14 protein-coding genes are annotated in these 16,404 nt (G+C 74.7%); 2 read left to right on the top strand and 12 right to left on the bottom strand.

Features of this window, described 5'->3' with window-relative positions:
- Positions 1-15 precede the first annotated feature (15 nt).
- The 12 genes from ACWDS7_RS09685 to ACWDS7_RS09630 form a co-directional block, all read right to left on the bottom strand.
- Entirely contained in the window at positions 16-945 is a 930-nt protein-coding gene (locus tag ACWDS7_RS09685; RefSeq protein WP_451928898.1) for a hypothetical protein, read from the bottom strand.
- Complete coding sequence (locus ACWDS7_RS09680; RefSeq protein WP_451928897.1) at positions 942-1,589, bottom strand: hypothetical protein; 648 nt, start codon at positions 1,587-1,589, stop codon at positions 942-944. Before ACWDS7_RS09680 ends, ACWDS7_RS09685 begins: the two co-directional genes overlap by 4 nt.
- A 68-nt stretch (positions 1,590-1,657) precedes the next feature.
- Entirely contained in the window at positions 1,658-4,564 is a 2,907-nt protein-coding gene (locus ACWDS7_RS09675; RefSeq protein WP_451928896.1) for a BTAD domain-containing putative transcriptional regulator, read from the bottom strand.
- 125 nt (positions 4,565-4,689) lie between these two features.
- Complete coding sequence (locus tag ACWDS7_RS09670) at positions 4,690-5,118, bottom strand: pilus assembly protein TadG-related protein (RefSeq protein WP_451928895.1); 429 nt, start codon at positions 5,116-5,118, stop codon at positions 4,690-4,692.
- Positions 5,115-5,657: a TadE/TadG family type IV pilus assembly protein gene (locus ACWDS7_RS09665; protein ID WP_451928894.1), complete on the bottom strand. Its 543-nt coding sequence runs from the start codon at positions 5,655-5,657 to the stop codon at positions 5,115-5,117. Before ACWDS7_RS09665 ends, ACWDS7_RS09670 begins: the two co-directional genes overlap by 4 nt.
- Positions 5,648-6,076: a TadE/TadG family type IV pilus assembly protein gene (locus tag ACWDS7_RS09660; RefSeq protein ID WP_451928893.1), complete on the bottom strand. Its 429-nt coding sequence runs from the start codon at positions 6,074-6,076 to the stop codon at positions 5,648-5,650. The genes ACWDS7_RS09665 and ACWDS7_RS09660 overlap by 10 nt, the downstream gene beginning before the upstream one ends.
- Positions 6,048-6,296, bottom strand: coding sequence for a Flp family type IVb pilin (locus ACWDS7_RS09655; protein ID WP_306859245.1), 249 nt, complete (start codon positions 6,294-6,296; stop codon positions 6,048-6,050). Before ACWDS7_RS09655 ends, ACWDS7_RS09660 begins: the two co-directional genes overlap by 29 nt.
- A 2-nt stretch (positions 6,297-6,298) precedes the next feature.
- Complete coding sequence (locus tag ACWDS7_RS09650; RefSeq protein WP_451928892.1) at positions 6,299-7,234, bottom strand: type II secretion system F family protein; 936 nt, start codon at positions 7,232-7,234, stop codon at positions 6,299-6,301.
- On the bottom strand, positions 7,227-8,114 hold the full coding sequence (locus ACWDS7_RS09645) for a type II secretion system F family protein (protein ID WP_451928891.1): 888 nt from the start codon (positions 8,112-8,114) through the stop codon (positions 7,227-7,229). Before ACWDS7_RS09645 ends, ACWDS7_RS09650 begins: the two co-directional genes overlap by 8 nt.
- Entirely contained in the window at positions 8,111-9,412 is a 1,302-nt protein-coding gene (locus ACWDS7_RS09640; RefSeq protein WP_306859251.1) for a CpaF family protein, read from the bottom strand. The genes ACWDS7_RS09645 and ACWDS7_RS09640 overlap by 4 nt, the downstream gene beginning before the upstream one ends.
- Positions 9,409-10,164 carry a hypothetical protein gene (locus ACWDS7_RS09635; RefSeq protein WP_306859253.1) on the bottom strand — a complete coding sequence of 252 codons (756 nt, stop codon included), beginning with the start codon at positions 10,162-10,164 and terminating at the stop codon, positions 9,409-9,411. Before ACWDS7_RS09635 ends, ACWDS7_RS09640 begins: the two co-directional genes overlap by 4 nt.
- Before the next feature lies 1 nt (position 10,165).
- A complete protein-coding gene (locus tag ACWDS7_RS09630; RefSeq protein ID WP_451928890.1) occupies positions 10,166-10,867 on the bottom strand; it encodes a hypothetical protein in 702 nt (233 codons plus the stop codon).
- A 336-nt stretch (positions 10,868-11,203) separates the two neighbouring features.
- Between ACWDS7_RS09630 and ACWDS7_RS09625 the strand changes: the two genes are divergently transcribed.
- Together ACWDS7_RS09625 and ACWDS7_RS09620 are read left to right on the top strand one after the other, a co-directional pair.
- Positions 11,204-11,470, top strand: coding sequence for a hypothetical protein (locus ACWDS7_RS09625; protein ID WP_451928889.1), 267 nt, complete (start codon positions 11,204-11,206; stop codon positions 11,468-11,470).
- A 225-nt stretch (positions 11,471-11,695) separates the two neighbouring features.
- Complete coding sequence (locus ACWDS7_RS09620) at positions 11,696-16,279, top strand: FtsK/SpoIIIE domain-containing protein (RefSeq protein ID WP_451928888.1); 4,584 nt, start codon at positions 11,696-11,698, stop codon at positions 16,277-16,279.
- Positions 16,280-16,404 lie beyond the last annotated feature (125 nt).

Raw genomic sequence — 16,404 nt, 5'->3', positions numbered from 1 at the left:
GGCCCCCTCCCGGCGTCACCTGGTCCCGGTGACGGTGCTCTGCACCTCGCCCACCTCGACGTCACGGGTGGCGCCGGCCTCGATCGGGTCGTAGGCGAAGGGCACCACGTTGTCCTGCACCTGGACGGGCCAGACCGAGGTGACGGTCAGCGTGTAGACCTCACGCGGCTGGTCGGCGGAGGCGCGCAGGTATCGGACGCCGCAGGTGAACTTGCCGCCCTTGACGTACGGCCTGCCGCCCGGCCCGCAGTCCTCCTTGACCTCGGCGCGGTCGGCGGTCGTGCCCGCGTCTATCTTGACGTCCTGCAGGGTGGCGGTCACGGTCGCGCTCATGAACCCCGGGATCGTGGCCGTCACCGACCGGGTGGGCGCGCCGATGCCGCCCAGCCATACCCAGGTCGGCAGGTTGACGTAGCTCCTGGCGTCCGGATTGAGCTGGATCTTCGGCTCGGGCACGGTCAGCGCGGCGCGGGCGATCTCGACGAGCTCGGCGATGGTGATCCCGCTGGGCGGGGTCGTGCCGGGCGGCACCCACACGAAGGGGTCGAGCCCGTTCCAGCAGGACACCCCGTCGGGATCGGCCCCGTTGTAGGCGGGCTTCCACCAGCGGCCCTCCTTGCCGGCCTTGTCCTTGAACTGCTTGAGGAACTCCTGGAACTTCTCCTCCGTGGCGCCCGGGGTGTAGCGGAACCACAGGTTCCGCAGCGCCTCCTGGTCCTTCAGCGTCTCGTCGGCACCCTTGTCGGGTTCGTACCAGCAAGGGCGCTTGATCCGATAGCCGTCACTCTTGCCGCTGAGCCCGGTCCCGGTAATGATGATCTTGGAGTTCTGCAGGCGGACCCCGGCGGTGCGGCCGTCCTGGAAGCCCTCGCCGCCGCCGCCCCCGGGATCGGCGCCCACCGGGGCGAGCAGCAGCAGTCCCGCGAGGGCCACATTCATGATCATCGAAGACATCCCTTCGCGCGTTCGCTGGGAAGTTCCGCGTGCCGGAGCAGCTTGATCCGCCAGACCCCGTCCTCGCCCTTCCGCACCCCGGCGAGCTGGAAGTAGGGCTCCCTGGTCCAGTCGGGCTGCTCGCCGACCGCCTCGCCGGTCCCGGAGTCCACGAGCCGCATCCCCGACTCGTCCACGCACACGTCGAGCTGCGCCCCGGGGCCGGTGACCGAGCTGACGTTCAGCGCGTACAGGCGGGCGGTCCCGCGCACCGACCTGCGCTGGTCCAGGAACTCCTGGACCCACGAGTAGGCGTCCCGGCTGGCGCCGTCCTGGACCGTCTCCAGGTAGGCGGTGTCGCGCCCCCCGGTGACGACTGCCTTGAACGACCCGGCGAAGTAATCACGGAAGACGTTGATCATTCCGGTGGTGTCGGGGTCGGCCACGGCGGGCCACTCCACCACCACCTGGACGCCGGGCGCGACCTCGACCGTCTCCACCCGGGGGGTGGGCGCGGCCCGCACCGAGGTGCTCGGAGCGCCCACCGGGAGGTCGACGGGGGTGAACGGCCGGGGGGCGGGTGAGGAACAGCCCACCACCGGCACGAGCAGAGCCAGCGCCACCATCGCACGCACCAGCACCGTACGCACAGCCACCACACGCACGGCCATGGCACGTACAGCTACCGCACGCATACGCAGCGCACGCACAGCCACTGGCCCGCTCATGCCGACGGCGCCGAACGTATCCGCCACGAAGGCAGCAGCTCGTCGATGAGCGCCTCCGTCTCCGGCGCCATCCCGCCCGCGCCGTGGTGGGACGCCCGCCGGTGCAGGGCCTCGGCCACGGCCCGCAGCCGGCCGGGGTCGCCGGTGAGATGGGTGGCCCGCAGCAGGTCTCTCCAGAGTCCTTCGTCGTCGGCGGCCAGCAGCAGCCCGGCCCGCGCCGCCGCGACGGCCTGGGCCGCCTCGCCGTCGGCCAGCCGTATCTCGCAGAGCCGGTGAGCGGCGTCCGCGACGGCGGCGGTCACGTCGTACTCCAGGTCGTCTGCGGCCAGCCAGGCGTAGCGGCCGCGCGGGCGGCCGTTCAGCAGCGGGCCGCGCACCAGGTTCAGGGCCTTCTCCAGCAGTACGGCGCGCAGGGCGGGATCGGCGTGCGAGCGGCGGACGGACTCGCGGAAGAGCATCCAGTCGGTCCGCACCTCGGGGCCGAGCCGGAGCCGCCCCGACTCGTCGGCGTAGAGGTTGGGCCGCCCGGCGCTGTCGGTGCCCAGCCACGCGACGACCCTGGCGATCGTGGCGTCCCTGACCACCGGCTGCACGCCCCGCGGCCAGAGGATCCCGCCGAGCACCACCGGGTGGACGCCGCCCGGGTGGGTCGCCAGGTAGACGACGAGCTCGACGGCGAGCACCGCCCGCCCCTCCTCCATCGGCGGCGGACCGGTGATCTCGGCCGCGCCGAGGATCCGCACCTCGATCGAGGGCGTCTGCGGGACCGGCTCCGGCCCGTCGGGCAGGAGCTCCCCGTCGAGCTGCCCGGCCGTGTGGAACAGGTCGACCAGCGCCCGGTAGTGGCGGCGGGGCAGCAGCTGCGCGGTCACCTCGAAGCCGAGCGCGTCCACCGTGACCCGGCCGTCGTCGGTGATCTCCCAGTTCCAGGTGGCGTGCGGGACCTTGCCCGCCACGACGTACCCGGCGGCCGTGCGGACGCCCTTGCGGGCGAGCACCGCCAGGCGGCGGCCCTCCTCGGCGCTCGGGGCGACCGCGGACAGCACGTAGTGCGGCGGCCAGATCGGGTCGGCGGCGCGGCCGTGGACCCGGCCGGTGAGCACCTCGCCGCCGTGGCCCCGCTCCTCGGCCGTGGCCTCCAGCTCGGGCAGGATCTCGGCGAGACTGCCCGCGCAGCGGATCCGGTCGGGGGCGATCACGGCGAGCTCCTCCCCGAAACCGACGAGCGTGACGCGCATCCGGTCCGACCAGCGGTTGGTGGCCAGCTCCACGGCGAGCGCGGCGAGCGCGGCGGTGCTCTGGGCGCCGCTGAGGCTGATCAGCCCGTGGGCCGCCTCCAGGTCGACGAGCACCCGGCCCTCGCCGTTGGAGCCCAGCGAGACCAGGCCCGGATACGGCGCCGGCGCGCCGGCGAGCGCCTGCTCGTCGAGCATCCGTCCCTCGTGGGCCGGCAGCCGCCACACCTGCCCGCCGTCGTGGGCGGCCCAGGGGGCCGGGGCGTCGCGGTCGGGCGGGTGGATCCACAGGTCGAGGGTCCGCGAGGACAGGTGCGCGGCGTAGATCGTGGGCGGGACGCGGTCCTGGGCCGCCAGGGACCTGCCGAGCAGCCGCAGCCCGATGTCCAGCATCCGGCTGCCCGGAGCGTCGGCGCCCAGCCGCAGCGCCAGCTCGGCCTGGGCCGCGTCGTCCCTCGGCCGGACGATCCGGTGCCCGAACGCCCGGTACCACAGCTGCCGCCGGCGCCTGCGGCCGAGCGCCGCCAGCAGCCCGGCCGCCGCCAGGGAGGCCCCCGCCAGGTAGTCGAGCAGCTCCAGCCCGGAGTCCTGACCGCCGGGGCCGGCGGCCACGGACGGGTCGTGCCCGGTGCCGCGCTCCGAGGCCTGCTGCCCGGCGCCGCCGGGATCGGCCGCCGTGCGGGACTCCCGCCCGGCGCCGCGCTCGGTGGCGGGCTCCTGGGGGGAGCGCCGGGAGGGATCCGCGGGGACCCGGCCCGTCTCGGCGTTCTCCCCGCCGCCGGGGACGACGGAGGTGTCCGAAGGGCGGGAGACGTCCGGCCGCGCCTCCGCCGGGAGGTCCGCCCGGTCGGGGGTGAGGGTCCGGGCGCGGCCGTCGAGCTCCACCGGCTTGCCCGGGTGCTCCTTGAGGGTGTCGTCGCGGGGCTGGTCGGCCGGGACGATGTGGATGTTCCGGGCGTCGTCCGGCATGTCCAGCACCCAGCCGGGCCTGATCAGGTCGGCCATGTGGAGGCGGCTGCCGTCGGGCTGCTCCTTGTGCTGGTTGAGCCGGTAGATCTCCGGATAGCGCCGCCCGTCGCCGAGGCACTTCTCGGCGATCTCCCACAGGCTCTCGTGGTGCCGGCCGTGCGGCGGCTGGACCACGTAGACCTTCTTGGCCTTTCCCACCGGCACCAGCGGCGCCCGCTCCTCGGCGACCGGCGCCGGCAGCGCCGACAGCGCGGCCGCCGCGGCGACGGCGGGGCGGGCGGGCGGCGGGCCGCCGGCCTTCGCGATCGGCACGACCACCGCCGACACGGTGAACAGCACCAGCACGGCCGAGACCAGCCGGTTGGCCAGCGCCTGGGTGCTCCCGGAGAGCGGGACCCTGGCCGGCATGCCGACCCGCCGCAGCCCGGCGTAGACCTCGACGATCACGCAGACGGCCAGCTGCAGCCAGGCCAGCCAGACCAGCAGCACGAGGATCGCGACGATCGTGCCGGTGCCGACCTGGCTGGTCAGCAGGTCGAGGTCGAGCAGCTCGGGCGGGAGCGGCGGCCCGGCCAGCCGGAGCAGGGCGTAGGGGACCCCGCCGAGCAGCGCGACCAGCGCGGCCAGCGCGCCGAGTCCGGCGAACAGGTCACCCGCGGTGCGCCTGGGCCTGATGCGCATGGGCTGTCGCGTGGGCATGAGTCTCCCTCCCCGTTCAGATTCGTCGTCCGTCACCCGCTCGGCCAGTGATTCGCCGCAATTGGTCTAGGGCGTCCGGGGCGGCCCTTCCCGCCCGCCGGGACCGCCGCGGCCGTGCCGGGCCATCAGACGTCCTCCCCCGTGTCGGGCCCGGCGGTGGCCTCGCCCTCCGCCTCGGAGCCGGAGAAGCCGAAGGCGGCGAGGAAGAACGCCTCCCACGGCACCGAGACCCGCACGGTGACCTCGGCCTGGCCGCCGCCGACCGTGCACCCGGCGAGCTGGACGTCGTCGGTGCGGTGCGCGGAGACGATCTCCTCGGCCTCGGCGCAGGCCGCGTCCCCCTCCAGCAGCCGGGCCTGGCCGGTGGCGCGCAGGTGCTCGACGTCGATCTGGTCGGCGGCCGCCCGGGCCGCCTGCTCGGCGATGTCGGCGGCCCGCAGCCTGGCGTTGATGGCGGCCCCGCCGTCGACCAGGAGCCCGGCCAGCAGGAAGACCGCCACGGAGAAGATCACTGTGAAGACCGACATCGACCCCCGGTCACCCGCGCGGCTCACTCGACCCTCCGGAACTGCTCCAGCGGGACCACCGAGTCGCCCTTCATCTGCTTGGCGGCGCCGAAGCCGAGGAAGCCGAGGTCCAGCGTGCAGGTCACCTCGGCCCGGACCTGGCCGCCCTCCTGCCAGTCCGTGCCGGCCAGGCTCACCTCGGGCTGGCACTCGCCCGACAGCGACTCCTCGGCGGTCCTGCCCGCGGCCTCCTCGGCCTCCGACAGCGTGCGCTCGACCGAGGCCGCCCTGGCCGCGTCCCTGGCCGCGCCGTTGACCTCGCCCTGGGCCTCCACCACCCTCCCCGCGCCGACCAGGAAGAGCAGGAACAGCAGGAAGACCGGGGCCAGCAGCACCGTCTCGGCCGTCAGCGACCCGCGTTCGCGGCCGTGCCGGGCCGGCCCGCGGCCGTATCGCGCCGATCCACCGCCGCACCGCACCGGGCCGCGGCCGTACCGCGCCGATCCGCCGCCGCACCGCACCGGGCCGCGGCCGTATCGCGCCGGGCCGCCGCCGCGCCGGAAGAGGGCCGGGAGTGTCACGGGCATCCCTCGCTCCCGTCGTCGGGGCGGAAGCACTCGACCGGGCCGCCGAAGCGCGAGGTGATGGTGAACGTCGTGGCCGGCAGCAGCGGGACGACCTGGACCGCGGTGGCGGTGATCTCGACACCCCGCTGGTCGCCCTCCTCCCAGGCGGTGACGGTGGCGCCGTCGAGGAGCTTGGGGCCGACGGCCCTGAGCACCTCGCCGGCCCGCTCCTCGGCGTCGCTCTCCCAGGAGTCGGTGTCGACCCGGGCGAGCCGGGCCCCTTCGCGGGCGGCCGCGTCGGCCACCTGGCGCCCGTGGAACCACAGGGCGAACTGCACGACGAGCAGGATGACGGCCAGCACCACCGGCATGATCATCGCCAGCTCGATGACGGCGGCGCCCCGCTGCCGGTCACGGCTCTCCGCCGCCACCCTGGTCACCTCCGCCGCCACCACCGCCGAACTGGTTGGAGATCTCCGCCTGTTTCCCCTCGACCAGGGTCTTGATGAGCGTGGCGAGGCCCAGCGCGACCCCGGCGATGATGGCCGTGATGATGACCCACTCGACGGCCGAGGCCCCTCGGGTGGGGGCGTTGCGCGCCCTGTCGATCCGCGTGCTCAGGAAGGCGGCCGTATAGACGATCCACGGATGGCTCAGCATGGTCAGGACCCCAACATCTTCATAGCGGCCGGAAAACTCAGGAAGATCACGAAGCCCGCGCAGAGCAGGAGCTGGGCGACGAGCATCGACTGGGACCGCTCACCCGCCTGCCCCTCCACCTCGGCGAGCTCACGCCGCCGCAGGGTCGCGGCGCGGGCGGACAGGGACGCGCGGACCTTGGCGCCGTCGTCGGCGACCAGGCCGAGCGCGGCGGACAGGTCGCGCAGCTCGTCGACGTTGATCTCGTCGCCGAGCTGCCCGAGGGCCTGCCAGGGGGTGATGCCGACGATCCTGGCGTTGCCGAGCGCCTCGCGGATCCGGTTCATCGCCCAGTTGGCCCCCTCGTCGTCGGCGCCGGGGCTGCCCACCGAGACCGCCATCATCAGTGCCTCCGGCACGCCGCGCCCGCCCGCCAGGTTCATCGCGACCAGGTCCAGGAAGGCCCCGACGACGTGCCGGAAGTCGCGGCGCATCCGGGCCGCGTCGCGTTTGATCTGCAGGTCCGGCAGGACGAAGAAGACCCCGGCGACGGCGAGGGCGGCCCACAGCGGGATGGTGAGCGAGACGCCCCACTCCATCAGCACCAGCCAGCCGATCAGCAGCGGGAAGGCCAGCAGCCCCGAGGCGGCCAGCAGCATCTTGGTGGCCAGGAACCCCTCGAACGACCTGCCGAGCAGGGCCAGGTCGGCCTTCGCCGAGCGGGCCTCCCACCCCCGGGCCGCGTAGAAGCGCGCCAGCCGCACGCCGAGGCCCCGGCGGAAGGCGCTGACCTCCTCGTCGGGCAGGACGAGCTGCATGCGCGGGACGTCGGTGCCCTCCCTGGCGGCGTCCAGCGCCAGCAGCCGCGTCACGAGCCCGGGCCGGGCGGGGAACAGCGCCCGGATGAGCAGGAAGAGGCCCAGCCCGAGCACCGATCCGGCCAGCAGCGGCTCAGTCATCGCGCACCTCTCCTCCCGAGGGCAGGCCCAGCAGGCGGGCGGGTTTGTCGAAGCGGGCCAGGCGGCGCATCCAGGCGAAGCCGGCGCCGAAGAACCCGGCGACCACCACGAGCACGGCCTGGCCGAGGGTGTTGTCGTACTCCTCGACGTAGGAGGGGTTGAACACCACCAGCGCGACGGCGAAGGCCAGGGCCGTACCGACCACGATCTGCACGCTGCGCCGGGTGGAGCGGCGCTCGGCCTCGACCCGGCGGCGCATGTCGAGCTCCTCCCGGGCCGAGACGGCGAGCGCGCCGAGCACGTCGCGCAGGCCGGGGCCGCGCAGCTTGGAGTTGAGGATCAGCGCGGCCACGACCAGGTCGGCCGAGGGGTCGTCGAGCTCGTCGGCGAACAGCCGCAGCGCGTCGGGCAGCGGCATCCGGGTGTGCAGGCGGTCCACCAGCGCGCGCAGGTGCGGGCGGAGCATGGGCGCCGCGGCCCGGATCGACGACGGGATCGCCTGCTCCAGGCCCGCGGCTCCGGCGATGGTGTCGCGGAGCGACTCGGTCCAGGCGGCCAGTCCCTCCAGCCGCCGCATCGCCGTGCGCTCCTCGGCCGCGCCGCCGGACAGGCCCCGCCAGCCCAGGGCGAGGAGCACCGCCCCCACGGCCATGACCGGCCAGCCGGTCACCACGAGCACGAGCACGCCGGCGATGGCGCCCGCTGCCGACCGGGTGGACAGGGCCTTGAGGAGCCGGCGCCGACCGGCCTTCTTGTCGGGGGCCGACGGCCGGGGGCGCGTGCCGTACAGGGCCAGGCCGAGCAGGAACAGCCCGGCGCCGACGGCCGCCCCGGCCAGCAGGGCCAGCGGGTCGAGCAGTCCGGGCGGCAGGGGGATCACCTCCAGCCTCCCGGGTCGTAGCCGTGGCGGGTGAGCTCCTCCAGGCAGGACAGCGGGGCGTGCGGCAGCACCCGGCCGTCGGGGGACTGCGCGAAAACCTCCGAGGAGAGCACCCTGCCGTCCACCCCGGCCACCTCCCGCACGCTCGACACGTAGCGGCGCAGCCGCCCGCCCGCCGCGTACTCGTTGCGCTTCTCGATGAAGACCACGAAGTCGATCGCGCCCGCGATGAGCATGTGGGTGGCCTCGATCGGCAGGCGCTCGGCGGCCTGGAGCGCGTAGGTGGCGATGCGGTTGAAGACCTCCATCGAGGAGTTGGCGTGGATGGTGGACAGCGAGCCGTCGTTGCCCTGGGTCATCGCGTTGAGCATGGTGACGATCTCGTCGCCGAGCACCTCGCCGACGATCACCCGGGACGGGTTCATCCGCAGCGAGCGGCGGACCAGCTCCGCCATGCTGATCTCGCCCTGGCCCTCGGAGTTGGGCAGCCTCTGCTCGAAGGCCACCACGTTGGGATGGAGCTCGGGGAACTGGTCGAGGCCGAGCTCCAGCGCGCGCTCCACGGTGATCAGCCGCTCGGACGGCGGGATCTCGTTGGCCAGTGCGCGCAGCAGGGTCGTCTTCCCGGCGTTGGTGGAGCCGGAGATCATGATGTTCTTCCTGGCGGCCACGGCGGCCGACAGGAAGCGGCCGACCTCCGGGGTGAGCGTGCCGTTGCCCACGAGGTCGCTCAGGAAGACCTTGCCCAGCCGGGAGCGGCGGATGGAGACCGACGGGCGGACCGTCACGTCCATCACCGCCGAGAGCCGGGAGCCGTCCGGCAGGCGCAGGTCGAGCTGGGGGTTGGCGGTGTCGAACGGCCTGCTGGACAGGCCGCTGTAGGCGGCGAGGATCTGGATCAGCTCGACCAGCTCCTCGTCGGACTCGGCCACCGGATCGCGCATGATCTCCTGGCCGTCGGCGTAGCCGACGAAGACCCGGTCGCAGCCGTTGATGTCGATGTTCTCGACCTCGGGGTCGTCCAGCAGCGGCTGCAGCCGGCCGACGCCGAACAGCGCCGCGTGGATCCCGGCGGCCAGCGCCTCCTCCTCCTCGGCCGTGGGAGGGGTCCTGCCGACGCCGATCTCGCCGCGCGCGAACTCCTCCAGGACCTGCGCGATCAGCGCGCGGGCGAACTGGCGCTCGTCCTCGCCGGTCATCGGCACCAGGCCGCTGGCCTGGTCCAGGCGGCGCTGGTGGGCCAGCCGGTCGCCGACCTCCTGCCGGAAGCGCTTCACCAGCGTGTGGTCGATGGTCATGCGGCCGGCTCCGGGGCGCGGACCTGGGCGGCCAGGCGGCCGGCGAGCTCCCGGGCGGTGCGGATCAGCAGGGAGCGGTCCAGGCGCCCGCCCCACTGGCCGCGCAGCAGCTCCGCGCCCTTGGGGTCGTGGGCGAGCCCGCTCACGAAGGCGGCCTCCCTGCCGGTGGCGGCGACGATCCGGCGGACCTCGTCGATCGTCGTGCGGTATTGCCGGGGGTCGGCGATCACCACCACCCCGACCTGCGGGTCGCGGGGCATCACCTGGAGGCGCTCGCGCAGGTGGGCGACGTGGTCCAGGCTCGCCCTGGTGAACAGCACCACCATCGCGGCCTCGGCGGTCAGCTCGGCCGTCTCGGGGTGGCCGCCGAGGCGGCCGCAGTCGGCCAGCACGTCGGCGTGGGGCAGGGCGGCCAGCGCCCGGCCGAGCGGGCCCCACAGCCACCTCAGCCCGGCGGCCTGCTCGCCGTGGGTCAGCCCGGTCAGCACGTCGAGGCCGCCGACGATCTTCTGGGTGTGTTCGTAGACCTGGTCGGGGTGGAGGCCGCGGCGGGCGGTGGCGCCCAGGGTGAGCAGGCCCCGCCCGGGATTGAGCACGCCGCCGTCGGCGGCGGGCAGGCGGTAGGCGATGTCCCCGCCGGCGGGGTCGCACTCGGCCAGCAGCACCGGGCGCGGCCAGACCGCGCCGAGCGCGGTGGCCGCCGTGGTCACGCCCGGCGCCCCCTTGTCGGCGGCCAGCACGATGAGCGCCACGTCAGCGCGCTCCCGGCAGCTCGGCCAGGGCGATCTCACCGTTGGAGGCGTAGGCGGCGATCGTCGGCGACACCGTGGCGTCCACGATGATCGTCACCTGGCCGGACAGACCGCTCTTGCTCTGGCCTCCGACGCTGTGGACGAGCGCGGCCTGGGCGAGCACGCGGCTCTGGGCGCCGGCCCCGCCGCCCCGGCCCGGCACGTGGATGACCTGGACCCGGTCGCCCTGCGCCAGGTTGGCCGGGAGCTGGCCCGGTTTGAGCGCCAGGCCCACCCGTGCCTTGCCCGGCCCCAGCTCCGCGCTCGCCGAGACGACCATCTCCCTGGTCAACAGGGTCCCGGGCAGCAGGGTGACGCGGGCGTAGTGCTCCGAGACGCGGACGCTGTCGGCATAGGCCACGTAGCCGATGCCGGTGTCGGCGATCTGGACCTCCCGCATGGCGGCCCGGGGGATGCGCTGGCCGGTGCCGACCTGCTGGACGATCTGGATCGCCGAGACCCGGTCCCCGCTGCGCAGGACCAGCAGGGTGGTGGCCAGCGCGCCGCCCAGGATGAGCAGCAGGGCCAGGGCCGCGAGTGCGGGCCTGCGCTCGCGCGGGGGGACGGGGAGCTTGCGCGACGCCGGTCCGGAAAGGGCGGCCGCCGGGCCTTGCCGCTCGGAGTTCACCGGGGGACGGCTCGTTGGCTTCTCACTGGTCCTCATGGGCAGGGGGACTCCCAGAGTGATCACAATATGGGGACTACGTGGTCGAATTTACGCCATTATGCGCACCGTGCCGATGAACTGCCGGACAAAAGCCAAGACCCATGCTCGTTTGATAGGAACGCCTCTGTCAACGCTGATCTGGAAGAAACTGACGGTTTGGCTAGGTGACAGCTGACTTATCAAGGTGATAAGGGATGGATTAACCCACGTAACAGGCTTCCCACTATTTACACCTTTCATTCCGGCAAATGTCTCGCCGCCTTCACTCCCCCGTCGCCGGATCGCACGTCTCCTACCACCCTGAACCCGTTCAAAATGTGCCATCCTTACGCCATGGCCAACTGGTTCAGGCGCGGCACACCGGGGTCAGGGCGGATCCGGCTTCTCCGGACGGCGATCGGACGGCTACGCCATCGCGGGGCCGAACGCATCGCCGGCGCGCCGGCGACGGGGCGGGTCGTCGCGGGGCTGCACCGCGCGGCGGCCGGGCTGGCGGAGGTCGCCTCCGAGGTCAGCGCGTACGCCGGGCTGCTGGAGGAGAAGGCCGGCGAGCTCCACGCCCGGACCCGGGCCCGGCGGGACCCCACAGGTCCCGGCTGAGTTTTCCACAGCTCCGCGCGGTGAATCCCCAGCCTCTCCGGAGCGCTCAAATCGGCAAACGCCCATTAAGAACGGCATAACCGGGCAACAGCGTCCGACAGTTGTCCACAGGCCGCCATGTTTTCCACATACCGGCCCGTGCCCCACGGCATTGCCGCAAACAGCTCCTCCCGGACCGTTCCCACTCTGTACCTTGGACCGGGGCCCGACCCGAGGAGAGCGTCGATGCGGATCATGCTCACCGTGCTCAGCGAGCACGCCGACCGCGATGTCATGGTCGAGGGGGACGAGACGACCACGGTGGCGCGGCTCGCGGAGTCGCTGGCCGGGCAGGGCGGCGAGCGGCCGACCAACGTGGTGCGGCTGACACGGAGCAAGGCGCCTTACGGGCTGGGCCACGACTCCCCCGGCGCCGCCCCTCCGACGCTCTGGCGCGACGGCCGTCCCCTGGACCCCGACGCCCCCGCGCTCGGCCTGCTCCGCGACGGCGACCTCGTCACCCTCGACCGCGACCTGGCCGGGGCGACGATGGCCGAGGAGCCCGGCGGCATCGTGGAGGTCCGGGTGATCGGCGGGCCCGCCGCCGGATCCGTGCACCGCCTCAGCCTGGGCGTCCACACCGTGGGCTCCGACCCCGCCTGCGGGGTGGCCGTCCCCGACCCCCGGCTGTCCGGCGAGGCCGCCGTGATCAGGCTCACCCCCGACGCCATCACCGTGGAACCCGGGGCGGGGGCCGTGGCGCTGCTGGCCGGCGAGCCCCTCGAAGGCCCGGCGCCGTGGCCCGAGCACGCCCTGCTGACCTGCGGCTCGACCGTGCTGACCCTGAAGGCCGTGGAGCCGCCCGACGCGCATCTGGACGCCCAGCCCGACGGCGGGCTCGCCTACAACCGGCCGCCCCGGCTCCGCGCCCCGGACGGCGAGCGGCGCTTCGAGGTCCCGGCCGAGCCCAAGCGCGCCGAGACCATGCGGCTGCAGCTGCTGACCGCCTTCCTGCCCGCCGGGCTGGGGCTGGCCATGGCCTGGGCGTTCAAGACGTGGTATTTCCTGCTGTTCGCGCTGATGACCCCACTGATCATGATCGGTCAGTGGTGGAGCGACCGGCGGCACGGCCGCAAGCAGTACCGCCAGCAGGTCAAGCAGTACAAGGAGCGGCTGAAGGCGTTCGAGGCCGCCGTGGAGGAGGCCCGCGCCGCCGACGAGACCCGCCGCCGGGCCGCCGCGCCCGACCCCGCCGAGGTGCTGCTCACCGCGACCGGCCCCCGGCGGCGGCTGTGGGAGCGCCGCGACCACGACCCCGACGCGCTCCGCCTCCGGGTCGGCCTCGCCGACCTCCCCGCCGCCCTGGAGTTCGTCCCCGAGCGCTCCGCCCCGCTCGACGGCCCGCTGCCCGAACTCCCGACCTGCCACGCGGTCCCGGTGGCGCTGGTCATGCGCCGCCTGGGCGTGGCCGGCCTGACCGGACCGCGGCAGGCGACGGCCGGCCTGGCCCGCTGGCTGGTCGGCCAGGCCGCCGCCCTGCACAGCCCGCGCGACCTGGCGATCGTGGTGCTGTCGGCGCACGGCGACGGCGACGAGCGCTGGAACTGGGTCCGCTGGCTGCCGCACAGCGCCCCGCACGGCGGCGAGGACTGCGTGGCGCTGGTCGGCGCCGACCCGGAGGCGGCCGCCCGCCGGGTGAGCGAGCTGACCAGGCTGATCGACGAGCGTCTCGGCGAGGAGGAGAGTCCGTCGGCCAAGCTCGCCCGCGTCCCGACCGGCTGGGGCGACCTCGGCGGCGGCCCGGGGGCGGCGGAGGCCGCCCCGGTCTACGACGAGCGCCCCTACGACGTGCTGGTCGTCCTGGACGGCGCCCAGGTCCTGCGCGCGCTGCCCGGCATGCCGCAGGTGCTCCGCCAGGGCCCCCGGGCGGGCGTCTACACCCTGGCCGTCGACGACGACCAGCGGCTGCTGCCCGAGGAGTGCGCCACCGTCGCCGCCGTGACGGACGGCGGCATGATACGGCTGCGCGGCGGCGGCCTGGACGACCTCGGCGAGATCCTGGCCGACCAGGTCTCGGTGACCTGGTGCGACCGGCTCGCCCGCTCCCTGGCCCCCATCCGCGACGTCAGCCGGGACGACTCGGCCCTGGCGCTGCCCGGCTCCGCGCGGCTGCTGGAGCTGCTGGAGCTGCCCTCGGTGTCGGGCGCGGCCCTCGCCGAGCGCTGGGGCCGGAGCACCGAGGCCGTGATCGGGGCCGGCCCCGACGGGCCGTTCTCCGTCGACCTGCGGGTGGACGGGCCGCACGCGCTCATCGCGGGCACCACGGGCGCGGGCAAGTCCGAGCTGCTGCAGACCCTGATCTGCTCGCTCGCGGTGGCCAACCGGCCCGACGAGATGACGTTCGTGCTGATCGACTACAAGGGCGGGGCCGCCTTCAAGGAGTGCGTACGGCTCCCGCACACGGTCGGCATGGTCAGCGACCTGGACGGCCACCTGACGCAGCGGGCCCTGACGTCCCTGGCCGCCGAGATCCGCCGCCGGGAGCGGCTGCTGCTGGCCGCCGGGGCCAAGGACATCGAGGACTACCACGCGATCCGCGACACGCGGGCGGCCCGCGCCTCCCGCGACCTGCTCGTGGCCGGCGGCAGGACCCCGGCCGGGCCGCTGCGCGGGCGCGCCGGACCGCCGGCCGCGCTGCCCCGGCTGGTGCTGGTCATCGACGAGTTCGCGGCGATGGTGAGCGAGCTGCCCGACTTCATGACCGGGCTGGTGGACATCGCCAGGCGGGGCCGTTCGCTCGGCATCCACCTCATCCTGGCCACCCAGCGGCCCGGCGGCGTGGTCACCGCCGACATCCAGGCGAACACCTCGCTGCGGATCGCGCTGCGGGTGACCGACGCCGCCGAGTCCGCCGACGTCATCGGCCGGCCGGACGCCTCGCACATCCCCAAGTCGGCCCCCGGCCGGTGCTACGTGAAGTCGGGCGCGGGCGCGGCGACGGCCGTGCAGACGGCCCGGATCGGCGGCCGGAGCCCCGGGGGATCCGCCGAGGTCAGGGCACGGGTGACGGAGGTCGGCTGGCGGGCCCTGGGACAGCCGCTGCCGGCGCCCGGGACGGCCCCCGAGGGCTCGCCGGTCACCGACCTGTCCATACTCGCCGACGCCCTGGCCGACGCCGCCCGCATCGCCGGGGTGCCGCGGCAGCCCAGCCCCTGGCTCCCGCCGCTCGGCGACCTCGTGGTCGCCCCCGGCCTGGCCGACCCGCCCGGCGGCGCGCCGCCGTACCGGGCGGGGGCGGAGGAGGTGCCGCCGCTGCCGTTCGGGGTGACGGACCTGCCGTGGGCGCAGGACCGGCGGGCGCTGACGCTGGACCTCGCCCACGGGGGGCACCTGCTGCTGGCCGGCGCCTCGCGGAGCGGGCGCTCCACCGCGCTGCGCACGCTGGCCGGGGCGATCGCGGCCGGGGCGTCCCCGCAGGACGTGCACGTGCACGCGATCGACTGCGGTTCGGGGGCGCTGCTGCCGCTGATGGCGATGCCGCACTGCGGGGCGGTGGTGACCCGCGACCAGCTCGACCGGGTGGAGCGGCTGCTGGCCCGCCTGCGCGCCGAGGTCGGGCGGCGCCAGCAACTGCTGGCCGAGGCCGGATACGCGTCGCTGGCCGAGCTGCGCGCCGCCGCCGGGGGCCCGCGGCTGCCCTGGCTGGTGCTGATGCTCGACCGGTGGGAGGGATACGTCGCCGCCTTCGAGGGCTACGACTACGGGCGGCTGATCGAGTCGCTGATGCAGCTGCTCCGGGAGGGCCCGGCGGTCGGGCTGCGCGCCGTGGTGACCGGCGACCGCTCGGCGCTGATCGGGCAGATCTCCACGGTCTTCGACGACCGGCTGATCCTGCGACTGGCCGACCCGGCCGACTACGGCCTGGCCGGGCTGCCCGTCAAGGACCTGCCGGCCACGCTCGCCCCCGGCCGCGCCCTGTCCACCGGCGAGCACGGCCTCGCCGAGAGCCAGATCTCCCTGCTCTGCGACGACCCCTCCGGGCCGGCCCAGGTCGGCGCGCTCCAGGCGCTGGCCCGCGCGGTGCCCGCCCGCTTCGCCGGGGACGCGGCGGCGGGGTCCGGCGGGTGGCTCTGGGACTGCGAGCCGCCCCTGCGGGTGGACGCGCTGCCCATGCGGATCACCGCGGCGCAGGCGCTGGAGCTGGCGCCGTCCTTCGAGCCTCCCTCGCCCCTGTGGGCACTGCTCGGCGCCGGAGGCGACTCGCTGGCCCCGCTCGGCGTCGACCTGCTCGCCCACGGGCCCGGCGCGGTCGTCGCGGGCCCGTCCAGGTCCGGCCGCTCCTCGGCGCTGCTGACCGCCGCCCGCTCCCTGCTGGCGCGGGGCACGCCCGTGGCCCTGGTCACCCCCCGGCGCAGCCCGCTCAGCACGCTGGTGGACGCCCCGGGGGTGCTGGCCGTACTCGGCGCGGACGGCGACCTGCCCGAGGCCCTAGCGGGGCAGGAGCGGTATGTGGTGATCGTCGACGACGCCGAGCTGATCTCCGCCGACACCCCCCTGGGCACGGCCCTGGAGCAGGTGCTCCGGACCGGCCGCGACGGCGAGCACGGCCTGATCATCGCGGGCACCACCGGCGACCTGACCACCGCCTACCGCGGCTTCGTCGCCGAGGCCCGCAAGGCCCGCACGGGTCTGCTGCTGTCGGTCCAGAGCCCCGCCGACGGCGACCTGTTCACGATCCGGCTGCCCCGCGGCGCGGTCGGCGGCCCGCCCGGCCGGGGCCTGCTGGTCACCCTGGGCTCGGTGACCCCCGTCCAGACGGCCGTGACCTGAGGGGCCCGCGCACGCCGAGACGCCCCGGCCCTCTCGACCTCCACCCCACCGGCACGCTGACGGTACGGATGCCCCACAGCGGCGAGGTCATCGGGTTCGTCCTGCGCGGTGGCCAGCCGTTGCAA

It is taken from the genome of Streptosporangium sp. NPDC003464 (assembly GCF_053588315.1).
Note: the sequence above shows the minus strand (reverse complement) of the source record. Positions and strands in the feature narration are given on the sequence as shown.